General features: G+C 66.6%; 16 protein-coding genes. 11 read left to right on the top strand and 5 right to left on the bottom strand.

Annotated elements, in window-relative coordinates:
- Positions 1-176 precede the first annotated feature (176 nt).
- The 7 genes from ACR65J_RS00945 to ACR65J_RS00915 all read left to right on the top strand — a co-directional run bounded on the left by ACR65J_RS00945 (position 177) and on the right by ACR65J_RS00915 (position 8,292).
- Positions 177-1,607 carry an ABC transporter permease gene (locus ACR65J_RS00945; RefSeq protein WP_440165264.1) on the top strand — a complete coding sequence of 477 codons (1,431 nt, stop codon included), beginning with the start codon at positions 177-179 and terminating at the stop codon, positions 1,605-1,607.
- Between the two features lie 2 nt (positions 1,608-1,609).
- A complete protein-coding gene (locus ACR65J_RS00940; RefSeq protein ID WP_440165262.1) occupies positions 1,610-2,317 on the top strand; it encodes an ABC transporter ATP-binding protein in 708 nt (235 codons plus the stop codon).
- 145 nt (positions 2,318-2,462) lie between these two features.
- Positions 2,463-3,533 (top strand): Gfo/Idh/MocA family protein, encoded by a 1,071-nt coding sequence (locus ACR65J_RS00935; RefSeq protein WP_440165260.1) that lies wholly within the window; start codon positions 2,463-2,465, stop codon positions 3,531-3,533.
- A 217-nt stretch (positions 3,534-3,750) separates the two neighbouring features.
- Positions 3,751-4,695 (top strand): hypothetical protein, encoded by a 945-nt coding sequence (locus ACR65J_RS00930; RefSeq protein ID WP_440165258.1) that lies wholly within the window; start codon positions 3,751-3,753, stop codon positions 4,693-4,695.
- A 93-nt stretch (positions 4,696-4,788) separates the two neighbouring features.
- Positions 4,789-6,246, top strand: a complete 1,458-nt coding sequence (locus ACR65J_RS00925) for a beta strand repeat-containing protein (RefSeq protein WP_440165257.1) — start codon at positions 4,789-4,791, stop codon at positions 6,244-6,246.
- A 286-nt stretch (positions 6,247-6,532) separates the two neighbouring features.
- Positions 6,533-7,774, top strand: a complete 1,242-nt coding sequence (locus ACR65J_RS00920; RefSeq protein ID WP_440165256.1) for a serine/threonine-protein kinase — start codon at positions 6,533-6,535, stop codon at positions 7,772-7,774.
- Entirely contained in the window at positions 7,771-8,292 is a 522-nt protein-coding gene (locus ACR65J_RS00915) for a hypothetical protein (protein WP_440165254.1), read from the top strand. Before ACR65J_RS00920 ends, ACR65J_RS00915 begins: the two co-directional genes overlap by 4 nt.
- Positions 8,293-8,408: 116 nt before the next feature.
- On the opposite strand, the gene ACR65J_RS00910 is transcribed toward ACR65J_RS00915, so the two are convergent.
- Complete coding sequence (locus ACR65J_RS00910; RefSeq protein ID WP_440165252.1) at positions 8,409-10,628, bottom strand: NADP-dependent isocitrate dehydrogenase; 2,220 nt, start codon at positions 10,626-10,628, stop codon at positions 8,409-8,411.
- Between the two features lie 329 nt (positions 10,629-10,957).
- Here ACR65J_RS00910 and ACR65J_RS00905 point away from each other — a divergent pair, with 329 nt between their 5' ends.
- Positions 10,958-11,926, top strand: a complete 969-nt coding sequence (locus ACR65J_RS00905) for a trypsin-like serine peptidase (protein WP_440165250.1) — start codon at positions 10,958-10,960, stop codon at positions 11,924-11,926.
- Positions 11,910-12,083 (top strand): hypothetical protein, encoded by a 174-nt coding sequence (locus ACR65J_RS00900; protein ID WP_440165249.1) that lies wholly within the window; start codon positions 11,910-11,912, stop codon positions 12,081-12,083. Before ACR65J_RS00905 ends, ACR65J_RS00900 begins: the two co-directional genes overlap by 17 nt.
- 191 nt (positions 12,084-12,274) lie before the next feature.
- Here the strand turns inward: ACR65J_RS00900 and purH are convergent, their stop codons facing one another.
- Positions 12,275-13,960, bottom strand: coding sequence for a bifunctional phosphoribosylaminoimidazolecarboxamide formyltransferase/IMP cyclohydrolase (purH, locus tag ACR65J_RS00895; protein ID WP_440165248.1), 1,686 nt, complete (start codon positions 13,958-13,960; stop codon positions 12,275-12,277).
- A gap of 143 nt (positions 13,961-14,103) precedes the next feature.
- Between purH and ACR65J_RS00890 the strand changes: the two genes are divergently transcribed.
- The gene (locus ACR65J_RS00890; protein ID WP_440165247.1) at positions 14,104-15,456 is read left to right on the top strand and encodes an MFS transporter; all 1,353 of its coding nucleotides are present in this window, start codon (positions 14,104-14,106) and stop codon (positions 15,454-15,456) included.
- Between the two features lie 143 nt (positions 15,457-15,599).
- On the opposite strand, the gene ACR65J_RS00885 is transcribed toward ACR65J_RS00890, so the two are convergent.
- Positions 15,600-16,550 carry an endonuclease domain-containing protein gene (locus ACR65J_RS00885; RefSeq protein ID WP_440165245.1) on the bottom strand — a complete coding sequence of 317 codons (951 nt, stop codon included), beginning with the start codon at positions 16,548-16,550 and terminating at the stop codon, positions 15,600-15,602.
- Between the two features lie 120 nt (positions 16,551-16,670).
- On the bottom strand, positions 16,671-17,252 hold the full coding sequence (gene purN, locus ACR65J_RS00880) for a phosphoribosylglycinamide formyltransferase (protein ID WP_440165243.1): 582 nt from the start codon (positions 17,250-17,252) through the stop codon (positions 16,671-16,673).
- A 39-nt stretch (positions 17,253-17,291) separates the two neighbouring features.
- Between purN and ACR65J_RS00875 the strand changes: the two genes are divergently transcribed.
- Positions 17,292-17,723 carry a hypothetical protein gene (locus ACR65J_RS00875; RefSeq protein ID WP_440165241.1) on the top strand — a complete coding sequence of 144 codons (432 nt, stop codon included), beginning with the start codon at positions 17,292-17,294 and terminating at the stop codon, positions 17,721-17,723.
- Positions 17,724-17,736: 13 nt separating this feature from the next.
- On the opposite strand, the gene ACR65J_RS00870 is transcribed toward ACR65J_RS00875, so the two are convergent.
- Positions 17,737-19,053: a cell division protein PerM gene (locus tag ACR65J_RS00870; RefSeq protein WP_440165239.1), complete on the bottom strand. Its 1,317-nt coding sequence runs from the start codon at positions 19,051-19,053 to the stop codon at positions 17,737-17,739.
- Positions 19,054-19,142: the final 89 nt, after the last annotated feature.

The raw sequence follows: 19,142 nt of genomic DNA, 5'->3' as shown, positions 1-19,142 counted from the left end.
ACCGGCGGCCAGAAAGCCCGGTCCATTCATTTGGACCGGGCTTTCCCGCGTCCTGCCCAGCAGCAACACCCTTCACAGCACAAACACAGGCCTGGCCGGATTCCTGCACAGGATCCCCGGCGAGGGTGGATGCGAAGCCGGCCCTCAGCGCCGGCACCTGAGTTCGTAGGAGTAACGTGAGCGTCCTTGCCCGAAGCGTAGGCAATGCCTTCAGAAACAAGGTCCGCACCGCAGCTGTTGTTGCGGTGCTGGCCGTCGCCATCGGCCTGGCACTGGCCATGCTGGTGGCCAACCAGGCAGTCGGAGCGAAAGTCCAGGAGCTGAACGCCTCCGTCGGCACCGTCCTGACCGTCAACCCCGCCGGCGGGCAAGGCTTCGAAGGCGGCGGTGAACCGCTCACAGCCGACCAGGCAGCCACCGCCGCCGGCGTGCCCAACGTCAGCGCCGTCGTCGGGACCTCATCACTGCGGCTGCGGAACGCGGCTGCTGCCGCAGCCCAAACGGCAGCTGGTCAAACGGGCCAGGGCGGACAGGCCGCACCGGGCGGACCCGGCGGCCAAGCGGCTGCAACCCTGAACACGAGCCTGACCGCGGCCGTGGATGCCGGCACCCTGGGCAACCGCAACCAGCAGGCCAACGGAACGACGGGCAACACCGGAACCACCCAGCAGCCGGTGCGGTCCCTGCCGGTCACCGCCACCGGTATCGGTGCTGAGGTGGACACCACGGGCAAGGCCCTGAACATCACGCAGGGCGCCGGCCTGGGTGACTACTCGGCAGCATCCACCGGTGCACTGCTGGGCACCACGCTGGCGGAGAAGAACAGCCTCACCGTCGGATCCACCTTTACCATCAACGACCAGACCTACACGGTGACCGGTTTGTTCGACGCCGGCACTGCGTTCGGGAACAACGCCGTCTACGTCACGCTCCCCACCGCCCAGACGCTCGCCGGGACACCGGGTGAGCTGTCCAGCATGATCGTCACGGTCAACTCCATGGACAACGTGGCCACCGCCAAGACGGCCCTGCAGGCTGCCCTGGGCACTGACAAGGCCGACGTCACCCAGGGGCAGAACCTGCAGACCGCGGTCAGCTCCCTGGGCAGCGTCAAGAACATCTCCTTCATCGCCTTCATCGCCGCGCTCGGGACCGCCGGCCTGATCATCCTGCTCATCATGGTCATGCTGGTCCGGGAGCGCCGCCGCGAAATCGGTGTCCTCAAGGCCATCGGCGCCCCTAACCGGACCATCGGCCTGCAGTTCGTCCTCGAAGCCCTGGTCCTGGCAGCCCTGGGCAGCGCAGTGGGGGCGGCCATCGCATCCTTCGCCAGCGGCGGCATCGCGTCCGCCCTGATCAGCAGCAACACCAGCACAACCACTGCCACCACGGGCCGCGGCCCGGGCGGGGCAGGCGGCTTCCCGGGCGGCCAGGGCGGCCCCTTGGGCGGCGCCTCGCAGCTGCTGAACTCCGTGACCGCGAGCGCATCGCCGGGCGTGATTGCCGGTGGCATCGCCGCCGTGTTCGGCGTCGCCATTGTCGGCGCCCTGGTCCCCGCGCTGCTCACCGCGCGCATCCGTCCCATCGAAGTCCTGCGAGGAGAATAGCCATGATTGAAGTCAAGAACCTGGTCCGCACATTCAATTCCGGTGACCGCACCATCAAGCCGGTCAACGATGTCAGCTTTGTCCTGGAGCAGGGCACGCTGGCCTCAATCGTGGGCAAGAGCGGCAGCGGCAAGAGCACCCTGCTGTCCCTGCTGGGCGCGCTGGACAAGCCCACCAGCGGGGACGTCGTGGTGGACGGCGTCAGCCTGGCAGGCCTGCCGGACAGCAAGCTGACCGAATACCGGCGCCGGGACATCGGCTTCGTGTTCCAGCAGTTCAACCTGATCCCCAACCTGTCCGCCGTGGACAACGTCATGCTGCCCATGGAGTTCGCCGGGGTTCGCAAGGCCGCCCGGCTGCAGCGCGCCAAGGAATTGCTGGAGCAGGTCCAGCTTGATCCGTCCAAGCACGACCGGCGGATCAACAGGCTCTCCGGCGGCGAGCAGCAGCGCGTGGCCATCGCCCGTGCCCTGGCCAACGAGCCGAAGCTCATCCTGGCCGACGAACCCACAGGCAACCTGGATGAGCAGACCGGCGACCACATCATCGAGCTCCTCAGCTCGCTGAGCCGCGACCATAACACCACCATCCTGGTGGTCACCCACGACAGGGTGCTGGCGAACAAGACCGACCGCCGGTTCCGCCTGCAGCAGGGCAAGCTGACGGAAGAGCCGGTCCGGGGACGGAGCGCCGTCGCCGCCACGCCCTGACCCGGAGGAACCTGACGCGGCGGGGCCGTCGGCGGGGGAAGCGCCCAACGCATCCTCCCGCCGTCGGCCCCTTTCCGCTCCAAACCCCCAACCAGGGCGCGGGAATTCCGGTGGCGTGCTGCGGCCCTGTGACAGGATTGCAGCTATGACTGCTCCGATCGCAAAGCCGTGGCTTTCCAGCCAGCAAAACCAGGATCCCCGGTCCGCCACCGGGGCTCCCCTGCGCTGGGGAATCATCGCAACAGGCAGCATCGCCCGCGCCGTCTCGCAGGACCTCGCACTGCTTGAAGATGCCGAGCTGTACGCGGTTAGTTCCAGGGCGCAGGACACTGCGGACGCGTTTGCCGTGGCGTACGACTTCGCGAAGGCCTACGGGGACGACGGCGGCGTGCCCGGCTACCAGCGCCTGCTCGCCGATGACGCGGTGGACGTCGTCTATGTCGCCACCCCCCACGCGCAGCACCACGAGATGGTTCTCGCCGCGCTCAACGCTGGCAAGCACGTGCTGTGCGAGAAGGCTTTCACCATCAACGCCCGGGAAGCGGCGGAGCTGATCGAGGTGGCGCGCAGCCGGAAGCTCTTCCTGATGGAGGCGGTCTGGAGCCGGTTCCTGCCCTCGATGCAGCGCGCTTTCGAGATTGCGGCGTCCGGCGAGCTGGGCGATATCCACTGGGTTACCGCGGACCTGGGCTTCCCGGCACCGTACTCCCCCACCGCCAGGCTGTGGGCCCGCAAAGACGGCGGAGGCGCACTGCTGGATCTGTCCGTCTACCCGCTCCTGTGGGCGCTCGGCACGCTTGGCTTCCCAAACACCGTCAGCGCCACGGGCTTCGTCAACGACGACGGCGTCGATGCGCAGAACGCCCTGAGCCTCGGCTACGGCCACGCCGCCCAGGTCCAGCTCACCTCCTCCCTCCTGGCCCACGGACCCCGCACTGCCACGGTGGCCGGAAGCCTGGGCTTCCTCCAAAGCGTGGGTTCGATCAACAACCCCCTCGAACTCGTGATCGCCAAGGGGTGGGAAGACCGCCGGACGGAAACGTTCGACGTCGTGGGAAAGGGTTACGCCTACGAACTGCGCGAGGTGATGCGGTGCGTCCAGCAGGGGTTGACCGAAAGCCCGGTCATGCCGCTTGAGGACAGCCTGAACACCATGCGCCTCTTCGATGGCGTGCGCGCTCAGCTCGGCGTGACCTACCCCAACGACAGCCACTAACAGGATCAGCAAAGGCAAACGCACGACGGCGGGGGTTCAGCTTTCGCCCCAACGTCAAGCAAGGTGACTTCCGGCTTCTGTCGTTGACGGTTTCAGCGCCCGCTACCACGGTTTGTAAATACCTTTTAGCGAACGCTGGACTTCAGGCAGTAAGCAGTCTTAGCATTTAGGCAACATCGATTGCGCCAGTCACTGGGGGGTGGTACGCATGGCTCGTATGAGTTCGCCATGGCATGCCCTGCGCCCTGTGCTCCTGGCTGGCGCGGCTGCCGTCACGTGGCTGGCTCTTTCGTCAACGCCTGCCACTGCCGACGCCACCCCGGATTCCTCTTCCCTGCTCGGTGGGGCCACCAGCCCGGTGTCTTCACTGACCCAGGATCTTGCGGCTTCACCGGTTTCATTGGTTCATGCCGGGTCCACTGGATCCCCGGGGCTGCTGCAGCCTGCCGCAGCGCCGGTTTCCGGCGTCGCGGACAACCTCATTGCCGCCGTTCCCGTGGTGGACCATGTGGTTCCGGCCGGAACTGCTTCCGCTGTCTCCGCTCCCCTTGTTGACCTCGCCGACAAGGTCACGGCCGGGGTGGCGCAGGAAGTTGTAGCCCCTGCAGCCGCGGCCGTGCCCGTCCTGGAACCCGCGCTCCAGCCAGTTGCTGATCTTCTGACCGGCACTGCCCCGTTGCCCGTCCCGCCCTTGGAAGCCGTACAAACGGATCCTCCGGCCGTGGCGATTCCTGCTCCCGCCCAGGATCAGGCATCTTCGGCGGAAGAGTCACCGGATGCCAGGCAAACGACCCCGGAATCCGGCCAGGCTGTTGAGGCGTTGTCCACCGCAGCAACGGCCCACGGCAGCGCGGGCGTTGAAGTCATCGGCCTTGGCGGCCTGGCCAACACGGCCGCCCCGCAGCCTGGGGTATCCGGGACAGCCGGCTCCGTCACGGAGCAGCCGCTGACCGTTGACATCGCGCCCCCTCCTGCGCAGGCTCCCGCAGCCCCGGCGTCCGGCACGGGCAGCGGCGGATCATCCGGTGGCACTCCCGGTGCCGCCGCGTGGCTCAACCCGTTCTACTTTGACTTTGATGGGACCGGCGCTGTTCGCGCCGACCTGTCACCCGCGCACGTCCCTTCGCCGGTGTCATTCGACCCCGGCTCTTCTCCTGACTAGTTGAGGCCCCCTGCCCTCTCCCGGGCAGCACGCGGCTCCACGGGCAGCTGTCCAGCGCCCGAACAACCTCAACTATTTTCAGGAGTAAACACCATGAACTGCACCCTTCGCAGGGGGCTGCTGAGCACCCTCTTTGCCGGCGGCCTCTTGGCCTTCGGCTGCGCCGCCGCCAACGCGGCGGATACCACCAGCGGGACGGACCTTTCCGCCTCCGCCCTCATCTCGGCGGCGGCACCCGCTGACTCGACGTCGTTGGGCCTGCTGGGTGACCCAACGCCGGCCGGATCAACTAGTGTCGCCGCCGCAGTGGACGTCAACCTCGGACTCGGTACTGTAGCCACCACGGATCCGGCAACCGCCGGGACAGGGACCACGGCGAATGTAGCCGTCGACGCCAACGCCGACCTTGGGCTCGGCACCGTGACAGCCGCGGACCCCGCAACCACTAACCTGGCGGCCGCAGCCGACGTCAACCTCGGCGTCGGCGGCATCACCGACCCCGCAACCAGCGGAACCGGGACCACGGACGGCACCACGGCTAACGTAGCCGTCGACGCCGCCGTGGACCTCGGGCTCGGCACCGTCGCGACGGCGGACCCTGCCACCGCCGCCCTGGCGGCCGCAGCAGACGTCAGCCTCGGCCTCGGCGGGATCACCGACCCCGCGACCAGCGGAACCGGGACCACGGACGGCACTACGGCGAACGTAGCCGTCGACGCCGCCGTGGATCTCGGCCTCGGCACCGTGACAGCCACGGACCCCGCAACCACCAACCTGGCAGCCGCAGCAGACATCAACCTCGGCCTCGGCGGGATCACCGACCCCGCGACCAGCGGAACCGGAACCACGGGAGAACTCGTGGTGGATGCAGCCGCAGACCTGGGACTTGGCGGCATCACCAATGGTGACAGCAATGGTGACGCCAACGGCGTCGGCAGCACGGTGGATGCGGCCCTCGACGTCACCGTCGGCGGCATCACTAACGGCGACACGGCAGGTGCCATCGACGCGGCCGTAGACCTTGGTGCTGATGCAGGCACCGGGACTGCGGTCAGTGGCGGGCTGGATGCTGTTGTCGATCTTGGCATCGACCTCGGGATTGGCCTCAGCGGTGACAACACCACGGGCACGCCGGGTACCTCCGATCCGGGAACCACGAACCCGGGTGACGGCACCACCGGCGACACCGGCACCCTTGATCCCGGAACCACGGATCCCGGAACCAGCACGCCAGGTTCGGACAACCCTGCCGACAACGGCGCCGGCAACGGCACCACGGGTGGCGATTCCACCGGTTTGAACGGGACCGGTGATTCGGGCGCCGGCGGGGTCTCGGCGGCACCGGCCGGCTCCACCGCAGTGAGCGGAGCCATCGCCACTGTGACGATGCCCCGGGGTACCGCCGCCAGCGGTAGCTCTGTTCTTGCCACCAACACTGGCGCTGCCCACACCGGCCTGGCCACCACCGGCTGGGACGGGTCGCTGGTTCCCCTGGCCCTGCTGCTCCTGGCTGCCGGGCTCCTGGTGCTCCGCAAGCGCAAGGTGTCGTAGCGGCTTTCAGGTCAAAAGGTAAACGCCCGCAAATGTGCGCCTGAAGCGGCAGCACGCGGCGGGCTGAGGGAAGGAGGACAACAGCCCCGAAACGCATCAACAGTACAAAACATGTCATCAGCACACATGTCCTTGTAGCCAATGGTCCGGCGGCGAACGTGGTCCACGGTCGCCGCCGGGCCGTCGGCGTGCCGGAACGGGAAAGCCTAGGTCAATCGCCGGTTCCGCCCTGCCGCCCGTATAATTTGAGGTACGACAGTGCCGCAGCGCACCGGGAGGAACGGTCATGGTGGCGGAATCGCCTAGCTCCATCAAGAATGAAGTTGTCGGCGGTCGCTATCGTTTGGGTGACGTCGTAGGCCGTGGCGGAATGTCGTCGGTGTACTGTGCGCGGGACGAAAACCTGGGCCGCGATGTGGCGTTGAAGCTCTTCGCCCCGCAGGCCCCTGACGCGGATGAGCTCAAGCGGCAGGAAGCCGAGATCCAGCTCCTGGCAACACTCAACCACCCCGGCCTGGTGACCCTCTTCGACGCGGGCATCGATGACCGCATCCCGGATGAGCCCAGGCCGTTCCTGACCATGGAACTGGTGGAGGGCCAGGACCTGCGCGGCCGCATCCGCCACAGCACGGTTCCGCTGGAAGAGCTCTCAGTCATTGGCGCCGGCATCGCCGACGCCCTGGCCTACGTGCACGGCCTTGGCATCATCCACCGCGACATCAAACCGGGCAATATCCTCCTGGTCCAGATCCGGCCGGGCGAGCCGCTGCGGCCCAAGCTCACGGACTTCGGCATCGCCAGGATCGTGGATTCCACGCGGCTCACTGCCACGGGCACCATGGTGGGTACCGCCGCCTACCTCAGCCCGGAGCAGGCACTGGGCAAGCCCCTCTCCTCGGCCACCGACATCTATTCCTTCGGACTGGTGCTCCTGGAATGCATCAAGGGCACCGTGGAGTACCCCGGCAGCGCGGTGGAGTCTGCTGTTGCCCGGCTCCACCGTGCGCCGGAGATCCCCGACGACGTTCCCTCCGAATGGGCGGACCTCATCCGCTCCATGACCGCCATCGAGCCATTGGAGCGGCCGGCTGCGGCGGACATCGAGGCAGCGCTGCGCCAGGCACTGGTCTCCCCTGCCTCGACACCCGGAGAACTGGCACCGGAAACCACGCGGGTACTGCCCGCCATGCCCTTCCACCCTCCCACCATCACCGCGGAAGAGTCGGTTGATGAAGTGCGGGCGGCCGCGGAAGCCACAGGGGCTGAGGATCCTGCGTCAGCCCATCTGGAAGCTGAGGACGGGACGGCAGCCGGCCCCTCCCCTGCCAAGGCCCATGGGAAGCCCCGCCTCTCACGGAAACAGCGGATTTGGCTGGCCGTGCTGCTCGGCGTCCTGGTGGTTGCCGCAGCCGCCGCTGCGGTACTGATGAGCATCTCCGCCCGGCCCGCCGACGTCGTACCTTACCCCACGGTGACCGGCGTCCTGGGCGACCACCTGCAGGAACTTCAAAAGAGCGTGGCACCGTGACCCTGCTGCAGGCCTCCCCAAACCGGCTATTGCTGGCGTGCTCGGCGGCGCTCATCGCGGCAAGCTTCCTCAGCGCGTGCGCGGCCCCCGGGAACGGGCTGCAGCGTGAAGCAGCCACGCAACTCCAGGCGCGGGTGCTTGAAGTAACGCAGGCGTCCTCGCAGGACGATCCCGAATCCGCGCTGCAAGCACTGGCCGGTCTTGAGGCGGATCTCGCGGCGGCTCAGGCAAAGGGCCAGGTTTCCGAGGAACGGCGCCGCAGCATCACCACCGTGGCCACCGCTGTCCGGGCAGACCTCGACGATGCTGTCGCTGTGAAGAAGGCGGCCGCCGCGAAGGCCGCCGAAGACGCAGCCAATGCCGCCGGCCAGGGAACGCCAGCTCCCTCCCCCGCTTCCGAAGCGCCCGGGTCGCAGCCGGCACCCGCTCCGGCCCCGCCGGCGGACCAAGGCAACACGTCAAGTAACAGCGGCAACGCCAGCAAGAACAACGGCGACAAGGGCAAAGGCAAGAACTGAATCCACGTCGGGGCTGGATCCGCTGCCAGACATGGGTTTAACGGAAAGAAGCGGGGTTCCGGATGATTATCCGGAACCCCGCTTCTTTCAACAACAGCTGCCGCAGCAGCCCGTCGCTAGCCCAGGCTGGCGATGACCTTGTTCAGGGTGGCGGAAGGACGCATCACAGACGAAGCCTTGGCGTCGTCCGGGCGGTAGTAGCCTCCGATGTCCACGGGCGAGCCCTGGACCTCGGCCAACTCGCCCACGATCGTTTCCTCCTTGGAGGAAAGCTCGTTGGCGACTGAACTGAAGGCGGCGGCCAGGTCGGCGTCGTCCGTCTGCTTGGCCAGTTCCTCAGCCCAGTAGCGGGCCAGGTAGTAGTGGCTGCCCCGGTTGTCCAGCTCGCCGGCGCGGCGGCTCGGAGACTTGTTCTCCAGCAGGAACGTGCCGGTGGCGCGGTCCAGGGTGTCGGCCAGGACCTGCGCACGGGCGTTGCCTGTGGTGGTGGCCAGATGCTCGAAGCTCACGGCCAGTGCCAGGAACTCACCCAGGCTGTCCCAGCGGAGGTGGTTTTCCTTGAGCAGCTGCTGGACGTGCTTGGGGGCCGATCCGCCGGCACCGGTCTCGAAGAGTCCGCCGCCGTTCATCAGCGGGACAACCGAGAGCATCTTGGCGCTGGTGCCCAGTTCCAGGATGGGGAACAGGTCCGTCAGGTAGTCGCGGAGCACGTTGCCCGTGACGGAGATGGTGTCCTGGCCCTTGCGGATGCGTTCCAGGGTGAAGGCGGTGGCCTTGACCGGCGCCATGATCTGGATGTCCAGGCCCTCGGTGTCGTGGTCCTTCAGGTACTCGTTGACCTTGGCAATGAGGTTGGCGTCGTGGGCGCGCTCCTCGTCCAGCCAGAACACGGCAGGGGTCTGGGAGGCGCGGGCGCGGGTGACGGCCAGCTTGACCCAGTCGCGGATGGGGGCGTCCTTGGTCTGGCAGGCGCGCCAGATGTCGCCCTCGGAAACCTCGTGCTCGATCAGGACGTTGCCGGAGCCGTCCACGATCTGCACCTTGCCGGCTTCCTGGATTTCGAACGTCTTGTCGTGGCTGCCGTACTCCTCGGCTGCCTGGGCCATGAGGCCGACGTTCGGCACGGTGCCCATGGTGGTGGGATCGTAGGCGCCGTTGGCGCGGCAGTCATCGATGACCACCTGGTAGATGCCGGCGTAGGAGCTGTCCGGCAGGACGGCCAGGGTGTCCGCTTCCTTGCCGTCCGGGCCCCACATGTGGCCGGAGCTGCGGATCATGGCGGGCATGGAGGCGTCCACGATGACGTCGCTGGGGACGTTCAGGGTGGTGATGCCCTTGTCCGAGTCCACCATTGCCAGAGCCGGGCCGTCTTCCAGGCCCTTCTTGATCAGGTTCTGGACGCCTTCGCGGACATCCGCGGGCAGGTCCTCGAGGCTGCTGAGGATGGCGGCAAGGCCGTTGTTGGGGCTGATGCCGGCGGCGGAGAGCTGCTTGCCGTAGGTCTCGAACAGTTCGGAGAAATAGGCCTTGACCACGTGGCCGAAGATGATGGGGTCGGAGACCTTCATCATGGTGGCCTTCAGGTGCGCGGAGAACAGCACGCCCTCTTCCTTGGCGCGGGCCACCTGGGCCTTGAGGAACTCATCCAGGGCGGCGGCGCGCATCACGGTGCCGTCGATGACTTCGCCGGCCAGGACCGGGAAGGCCTTCTTCAGGACCTTGACCGAGCCGTCCCCGCGGACCAGCTGGATGGAAATGGTGCCCTCGGACTCGATGACCACGGACTTCTCGTTGGAGCAGAAGTCGTCCTGGCCCATGGTGGCCACGTTGGTCTTGGAGTCAGCGGTCCAGGCACCCATGGAGTGCGGGTTCTGGCGTGCGTAGTTCTTGACCGACAGGGGCGCGCGGCGGTCCGAGTTGCCTTCGCGCAGGACCGGGTTCACGGCGGAGCCCTTGATCTTGTCGTAGCGCGAGCGGACGGCGGTTTCCTCGTCGGAGGACGGGTTGTCCGGGTAGTCCGGCAGCGCGTAGCCCTGGCCCTGGAGCTCGGCGATGGCCGCCTTCAGCTGCGGGATGGAGGCGCTGATGTTGGGCAGCTTGATGATGTTGGCTTCCGGCGCCTTCGCCAGCTCACCGAGTTCAGCAAGGGCGTCACCGATCTGCTGCTCCGGGGTGAGGTAGTCACCGAACACAGCAATGATGCGGCCTGCGAGCGAAATGTCGCGGGTCTCCACCTCCACACCTGCAGTCGAAGCGAAAGCCTCGATGATGGGCAGGAACGAATAGGTAGCCAGCATCGGCGCTTCGTCGGTGTGGGTGTAGATAATCGTGGACATGCGCGGGCGTCTCCCTGTGGGTCGGCTTGATTGTGAAAAATTCGGTCTATTTCACCATGTACAACTTACCCGAGGACACCGCTTTGAACCGTACCGGAGTCCCAGCGTTACCCTGGCCGTGAGCAGGATTACAGCGATAGAGAACGGCCGACGGCGGGACGTACCCGGGTGCCGGGGCCGCCGTCGTAGATTGCCGGGCAGGTGCGAACAGGGAAAGGGCCCTAAGCCGGTATTTGATATCTCACTACTGTGTACAAACTGGTCCGGTGGCGATAAATTCGCTAAGTCACTCCCGATCCAGGGTCCAACCCCGTTCAGACAGGACAACAATGACACGCACCAGGTCTCTGGCTTCCGGCCTCCTGACTTTCTCGGCGGCCGCCGTGCTGGCACTTACCTCGGCGGGCGGGGCCGCAGCCGCGCCGGCGCCGTCGGATGGGGATGCCAACCCGTCAGTCGCAGGCGTCACGCTCAATGCCGGTGGTGCAGCAGATTACTGGACTCCGGAACGGATGCAGACCGCCGTTCCCGGTGACACCCTGGCCGGCAAGGCCCTGGGACGCGGCAACCGCTCCAGCGCCGCCCTCGTTGAGAAGGGAAAGCCTTCCTCCACCAAAGGAACCAAGGGTAAGCCCACCATGGCCCAGAGCGAGAATCCCGTGTCGCACATCGGCAAGGTCTTCTTTACCCTGGCCGGGGCCAACTATGTGTGCTCAGGCAACGCCGTCGCATCGACCAACGGCAGCACCGTGGCTACGGCCGGTCACTGCGTGAACGAAGGCCCGGGCGCCTACGCCACAAACTTCATCTTCGTCCCCGCCTACGACAACGGTGCGGCGCCCTACGGCAAGTGGACCGCCAACGCCCTGTATGCCCCCACCCAGTGGGTCTCCAACGGCGACATGACCTATGACACGGGCTTCGCCGTCATGGACCCGGACAGCAACGGTGACCGGCTCACCGATGTGGTCGGCGGTTCGGGCACTGCCTTCAACCAGGCACGGGGCCTGACCTACACGTCCTACGGCTACCCCGCCGCGGCGCCCTTCAACGGCGAGACCCTCAAGAGCTGCACCGGCACCGCCTCGGACGATCCGAACAACCCCCAGTTCGGCACCCAGGGCATTCCCTGCGACATGACGGGTGGTTCCTCGGGCGGCCCGTGGTTCATCGGCATCGGCTCTGACGGCCTGCAGAACTCCATCAACAGCTACGGCTACAACGGCTCTTCCGTCATGTACGGCCCGTACTGGGGCCGCGTCATCCAGGACACCTTCAAGCGTGCGGCAAAGTCCTAAATCACCTGATCCCGACGAGGATCCCGTCAGCCACGTCGACCTGACCCAGTCGCGCCAGGAAGTCCTCGAGTACTGGACCAAGGAGCGGATGGCGGAGGCGAAGCCCCGGGAGATTCGGCTTCCGGAGCCTGACCATCCCACGGGTGAGCAGGACTAAGCCAAGACAACGACGACGGCGCCCGTCCCCTTTTCAGGGGACGGGCGCCGTCGTCGTTTAACAACCATCCACTGCTCCCCACCGGCGCCCTAGCCTCACAAGCTCGGCCAGGGAACCCTGCCGGCGTGGGCCCAACTGTCGTTACCACGCGGGAAAACGACAGTTACGGAGCAATCGATGAAGGGTGGGGATTAGTGGAAGAAGTGGCGGGCTCCGGTGACGTACATCGTGATGCCGGCGGCGTTGGCTGCGGCAATTACTTCCTCATCCCGGACCGAACCGCCGGGCTGCACTACGGCGCGGACACCGGCGTCGATCAGGATCTGCAGTCCGTCGGCGAACGGGAAGAACGCGTCGGAGGCAGCCACGGCACCGCGGGCACGCTGGGGTGCGCCGCTCGCGTCCGCGTTGGAGGCACCGCCGGCACCTTCGATGTCGGACTCCACGGTGACGCCCAGGGTATTGGCCCGCTCCACCGCCAGGCGGCAGGAGTCCAGGCGGTTGACCTGGCCCATGCCGATGCCCACTGCTGCGCCGTTCTCGGCGAGGAGGATGGCGTTGGACTTTGCGGCGCGGCAGGCAGTCCAGGCGAACGCGAGGTCCGCAAGGGTCTTTTCATCTGCGGCTTCACCGGCAGCGAGGGTCCAGTTGGCGGGGTTGTCGCCGTCAGCGTCCACCTTGTCGGTGACCTGGACCAGCATGCCGCCGGAGACCTGGCGGAACTCCGTGGGGTACCGGCCGTAGCCTTCAGGCAGGGCGAGCAGGCGGATGTTCTTCTTCTTGGAGAGGATCTCCACGGCCTCGGGCTCGAAGCCGGGGGCGATGACCACCTCGGTGAAGATGTCCTTGACGGTGTTGGCCATGCCCGCGGTGACGGTGCGGTTTGCGGCGATAACACCGCCGAACGCGGAGACGGGGTCGCAGGCGTGGGCCTTGGCGTGGGCGTCGGCGATGGGGTCGGCGGCGCCGGCGGAACCGACAGCCACACCGCATGGGTTGGCGTGCTTGATGATGGCGACGGCGGGTTCAGCGAAGTCGTACGCGGCGCGCAGGGCGGCGTCGGCATCAACGAAGTTGTTGTAGCTCATGGCCTTGCCGTGCAGCTGGTCGGCCTGGGCAATGCCCATCGGTGCAGCCTTGTCCACGTACAGGGCAGCCTGCTGGTGCGGATTCTCGCCGTACCGCAGGACCTCCGAACGTTCCAGGGACAGGCCGGCGTAGGCGGGCCAGTCAATGACGCCGTCGCCGTCCTCGTCCAGGAACTGGCTGGCAGTCCAGGTGGCCACCGCGTTGTCGTAGGCGGCGGTGTGGGCGAATGCCTTGGCGGCGAGGCGGCGGCGGGTCTTCAGGTCGAAGCCACCGGCAGCGGCAGCCTCCACCACCTGGCCGTAGAAGGAGGGATCAACCACAATGGCGACGGCGGCGTGGTTCTTGGCGGCCGACCGCACCATGGCGGGGCCTCCGATGTCGATCTGTTCCACGACGTCGTCCTGCGCGGCACCGGACTTGACAGTCTCCACGAACGGGTAGAGGTTCACCACCACCAGGTCGAAGGCCTCGATGTCCATGCTGGCGAGGGTTTCCATGTGGGCCGGGACCCGTCGGTCGGCCAGGATGCCGCCGTGGACGCGCGGGTGCAGCGTCTTGACGCGGCCGTCCAGCATCTCGGGGGAACCGGTGACTTCCTCAACCTCCTGGACGGGGATGCCCGCGGCGGCGATCTTCTTGGCCGTGGAGCCGGTGGAGACCAGCTTCACGCCCGCTGCGTGCAGGCCCGTGGCGAGCTCCTCCAGACCGGTTTTGTCGTAAACCGAGATCAGGGCCCGGCGGATGGGTACACGGTCAATGGATACGCGCTCATGCTGCGTGAAGCTCACAAATGTCTCCGTCTTATCTCGCGGAACAGGGCCGCGGTTGGTGGGGATAGGGCCAGTTTATCGCGAAGGGCACGGTTGGCCTGTGCGGCCACCGGAGTGTGAACGCCGTGGGCGCGGGCTAGAGTTTTCAACAGGAGGCGGCGATGAACACTTACACCACTGTGCCCAGCGGCGAACAGGTGGTCCAGGAACTGCCCTGGCGATGGAAAGTCCAGGGCAGGATCTTCCTGATCGGGGGCCTCGGCTTCATGTTCGATGCCTGGGATGTGACCCTCAACGGCATCCTGATTCCGTTGCTGTCCAAGCACTGGTCGCTCTCCGCCGGGGAGGCGGCCTGGGTGGGAACCGCGAACCTGATCGGTATGGCCCTGGGCGCTTTCGTCTGGGGAACCATCGCAGACACCGTGGGGCGCAAGAAGGCCTTCACCGCCACCCTGCTGCTGTTCTCCGTGTTCACCGTCCTGGGCGCCTTCGCCCCTGATTTCGTCTGGTTCTGCGTTTTCCGCTTCATGGCCGGGTTTGGCCTGGGCGGCTGCATCCCCGTGGATTACGCCCTGGTGGGTGAGTTCACTCCGCGGAAGCAGCGCGGCAAGGTGCTGACTGCCATGGACGGCTGGTGGCCGGTCGGTGCGGCCCTGGCCGGGTTCGTCTCGGCCGGACTGGTGGCCCTCTACGGCGACTGGCGCCTGACGATGCTGGTGATGGTGCTGCCCGCCCTCCTGGTGTTCTGGATCCGGCGCAGCGTTCCCGAGTCCCCGCTCTTCCTCATCCGGAAAGGCCGGCGGGAGGAAGCGGCGAAAATCATTGACGGGCTGGTGGTGGCCACCGGAGCAGAACCCCGCGTCTACAGCCTTCCCGATGCCAAGGACGTGCCGCGGCTCTCCGCCGGCAGCGCCTGGACCCAGCTGAGGTCCGTGTGGCAGTTCAACTGGAAGATCACCACTGCCGCCTGGTCCCTGTTCTTCAGCATCCTGCTGGTGTATTACCTGTCATTGACGTGGATGCCGAGGATCCTTATCGGCGCCGGGTTCGCCGAATACAAGGCGTTCGTCACCACGTCGTCCATGGCCGCCGTCGGATTTCTTGGCGTCGTGGTGGCGGCGCTCCTGGTGGAGCGGGTGGGGCGGAAATGGATCCTTGCCATCACCGGTCCGCTCTCGGCGCTGACCCTGGTGATCGTGGCGTTCGTGGTGGACATCCCCACGGCCGCGGTCTTCTGGCTGCTGGTGTTCGGGTTCGTGGTGCAGGTGGCCATCCCGGTGCTCTACGCCTACGTCTCCGAGCTCTACCCCACCGAACTGCGCGGCACCGGATTCGGCTGGGCGTCCACATTTTCCCGGCTCGGTGCGGGTTTTGGGCCGCTGATCTTCGCCAACTACTTCTGGCCCGAACTCGGGCTGGCCACGTCCTTTGCCCTGGCCGGCGCCCTGGTGCTGGCCTCCGTGCTGTGGATGGCGTTCTTCTCCCCCGAAACACGGCAGGCCCGCCTGCAGTAGCCGCCGCCTCCCCAACTGGCTCGCACTTGTTGTCGTTTAGGACCCCCAAAACGACAACAAGTGCGAGCCAGTTCGTTACCTGCTCCAGACGTCTGACTCGCGCGTGTCGGCAGCACACGCGCCGTATGTTCCGCCCGATGCCGTTAGTCGGATGACCAGCCTCTGCTGAGAAGCGCGCGGCGCACTTTCGAGACGGCGGCCTTGGCGGCATCTTCCATATGCCGCTTGGAGATCCTGACCAGAAGCCAGTCCGCCCGAAGAAAGTCCTCCTCGCGGGCGATGTCACGGACGACCTGTTCAGGGGAAGAATGCACTTCGCCGTCGTACTCCACGGCAACGCGCTGCTGGGGGTAGCCCAAGTCAGGCTGCCGTACGACGCCGCCGCTCAGCTCAGTGCGCGCGTTCAGTTGCGGTTCTGGAAGCCCGGCGAATTCCAGCGCCAGTCTCAAGCGTGTCTCAGGCGCAGAGTCCGCGCCCACCCGAGCCTGCTCCAGTGCCAGGCGCGCTTTCCTGATGCCGGGCGTACCTTTGTGCCGGGCCAGCATCCCAGCCAGCTCCTCCATTGTGCAATGCGGCTCTGCTCGCGTTTCAAAAACAGCCCTCGGCACGCGCACGAGGTGATCAGCAACGACTGTCAACTCGTCGACGCTCATCTTGCGGGCATTGTCCAGCCAGGTCCGCGGCCTGCTTGTTACCAGCACCCCCTCCACAGACACGATCTCGTCGTCGAAGAACTGTCCCACATGGCCCACCACACCCTTGCGTCGGGGAATGGCCATGGAGTCCGGACGGGAAATGTGGATGCGCGGGTCCGTTTGGCCGGGCAGAAAACCCGGGAAATTCCAGAAGTTGAAAGCTGTGGCGTGAGAAGCAGCTGAGAACGCCGTAATCGTCGTAAACGGCCTCAGAGCTTGAATCCGGTGTGTGCCGGCTGGACCGACAGAGATGCCGCAATACGGGACCCTGATGCCTCGGCTGGGTGCGTCCAGCGCTGCGTGACGAAGGCGCCGAAGGGTTACGCCGGCGTCGACCGCTTCCTGAAACGTAAATGGCAGCTCCGCGATCGTGGCGGGAAGCGGGCGAGGGGTCTTCACGCGACCATGATCGCAAACCTTTCTGTGGCGGGCCGCGGTTATCCACAGCTGGCAGCGCCGGGGACCAAGTGACTCGCAGTTGTTGTCGTTTTGAGGGCTGAGAACGACAACAAGTGCGAGCTAGTTGGGTGGGAAGGAAGGGTCTGCGGCGAGGGCCGCCAGGGTGGAGACGAGGAGCCGCCGCTCCACCACCTTGATGCGTTCGTGCAGGGTTTCCTCGGTGTCGGAGTCCTCGATGGCCACGGCCTCCTGGGCGATGATGGGGCCGGTGTCCACGCCGGCGTCGGCCCAGTGCACGGTGCAGCCGGTGACCTTCACGCCGTACGCCATGGCATCGCGCACGCCGTGGGCGCCGGGGAATGCCGGGAGCAGGGCGGGGTGCGTGTTGAGGTACCTGCCGTTGAACGCGTCGATGAAGTCCGGGCTGACAATCCGCATGAACCCGGAGGACACCACCACGTCCGGGGCATAGGCGGCCACGGCTTTGGTCAGCGCGGCGTTCCAGTCGGCGCGGTCCGGGTAGGCCTTGAAGTCCACCACGAAGGTGGGGATGCCGGCGGCAGCAGAGCGTTCGACGCCGTAGGTTCCTTCACGGTCTGCGCCCACCGCTGCGATGTCCACGTCGAGCTCCCCCGCCTTGACGGCGTCAATGACGGCCTGGAGATTGGACCCGGTTCCGGAAACGAGGACGACGATACGCATTGGTCCAGCTTAGGTGCAGGCTCGCGTACGCTGGAAAACATGAACAGCGAACCGGGCCGGAGCGGGCAGCAGCAGGCCAGAGCCCCGCTCAGCGAGGCGGCGAAAGCCTCCCTCGCCAAGACCCACACCCTGTTCCGGATGTTCGTGGTCTCGGTCCTCGGGGCGTTCTTCGTATACCAACTGGACGTCGGCTACCTGTGGCTGACAACCATGCTTACCGCAGCGAGCCTGGTCCTGGGGATCGTCCTGCTGGTCCGGGCAATCCGGCTCAAGGAATCCAAGCTGGTTCTCCTAGGCACCATTTCGGGGTTGGTGGTTGCAGCGGTCATGGTGCTGCTGATTGTCACCACCATGGTCCTGTTTGACCAGGTGCGTGAGTACCAGGCGTGCCTGGGCCGGGCGCTGACGGACCGGGCAACCCATGCGTGCATGGCACAGTTCCAGGACGTCCTGCCCACCAAGGTCCGCTAGCCGCGGTTCAGGCCTAGTGGACCAGTTCCGCATCGTGGTCGGCTGCCCCGGTTTTCTCGCGTTCCAGCCACGGGCCGGCGGCGTAACCGATAACGACGCCGACGCCCACCTCGGCAGCAACCCACACTCCCGTCCACAGCGGGTCGGGTCCGATGGCGGTCAAGCGGCCGAGGCCGGCTGACCCCCTGGCGATCCAGGCAAGGCAGACCGTCAGCAGGCCGGCCGCCACGCCCACGAGCACCCCGAGCATCAGCGTGGAGACGGTGGCGGTGAACCACCGGGCGTGGACCTTGATGGCAAGCCATTCGTCGAAGTGGTTTTCACCCTCCCTGAGGAACCACCATCCCGCCATGACGCCTGCCAGCACCGGGACGATCAGTGCAACGAAGGCGTAATCCAGGGACCCCGACGGGATGGCGGCCAGGACCGGGATGGACGGAAGCGGCCCGACGGCGGTCCCCAACGCCCCGGCCTGGGACCCTGCCCCCATGGCAAAGCCGGCGCCGGACGTCCACGCAAGCGCGAACACCACAAGGTTGGGCAGGAAGCCCAGCTGCGCGATGGTGAGGGCGGCACCTCCCACCGGGCCGGCGTCGAGCGCTTCATACACGGACACCACCAGGTTCCAGTGGATGAACAGGTCAACTGCCAGCAGCACCGCGGCCAGGGTGAGGGCTGACAGCACTGCGACGAACCCTGCCTTCGCCGCGGATGCGAAGTACGATCCGGCCCAGCGGGAATGCTGGCTGGTGCGCGAGATCCAGTCCACCGCGTCGACGCCGATGAGCCGGCTCCAGGACCCCGCTTCCCTTCGCGCGCCAATCACCATTCCGAGCCCGAACGGGACCAGCGGAACCAACATGGCGTACCAAAGGTTGATGCCAACGTCGGTGCTGCGGCAGACGAACCCGGTGGCCGCGCCAAACGCTGCATATACTGCCCACGAGCCCAGCAACGCCTGCCACAGCTGGTCAGTGTAGGAAGCACGGGCCAGCCGGCGGCCGGCGCGCCAGGCCAGGAGGAAGGGAATCAGGGTCAGGCCCAGGGGAATCAGGCTCAGGATGCCGGACCCGCCGTGGGTGGCAGTCCCGGGTCCTGTGCCGGCAAGTTCCAGCGGCACCCCGTGGACCAGGAGCCAGGACTGTCCCGCCAGGCGCGCCAGGACCTCGAACTGCCCGTTCTGGAAACCCGCAGTGGCCCAGACTGCGACGATGGGGGCCACGACCACCAGCGCCGAAATGACGGCCGCCTGCGCCGCTTCAAGGGCACCCTGCAGCCATAACGGCATGGGAAGGCCACGGTCTCCGGTCTGATCAGCGCGCAGTTTCATCGTGTTCCATGGTGTCACGCCGGGTGCGCCGCGCCCGCGCACGACAGGCTCCCGTGCAGCCTCAATCAACAATCGAATGCCCCGGCAGC

It is taken from the genome of Arthrobacter sp. SAFR-044 (assembly GCF_059414985.1).
Note: the sequence above shows the minus strand (reverse complement) of the source record. Positions and strands in the feature narration are given on the sequence as shown.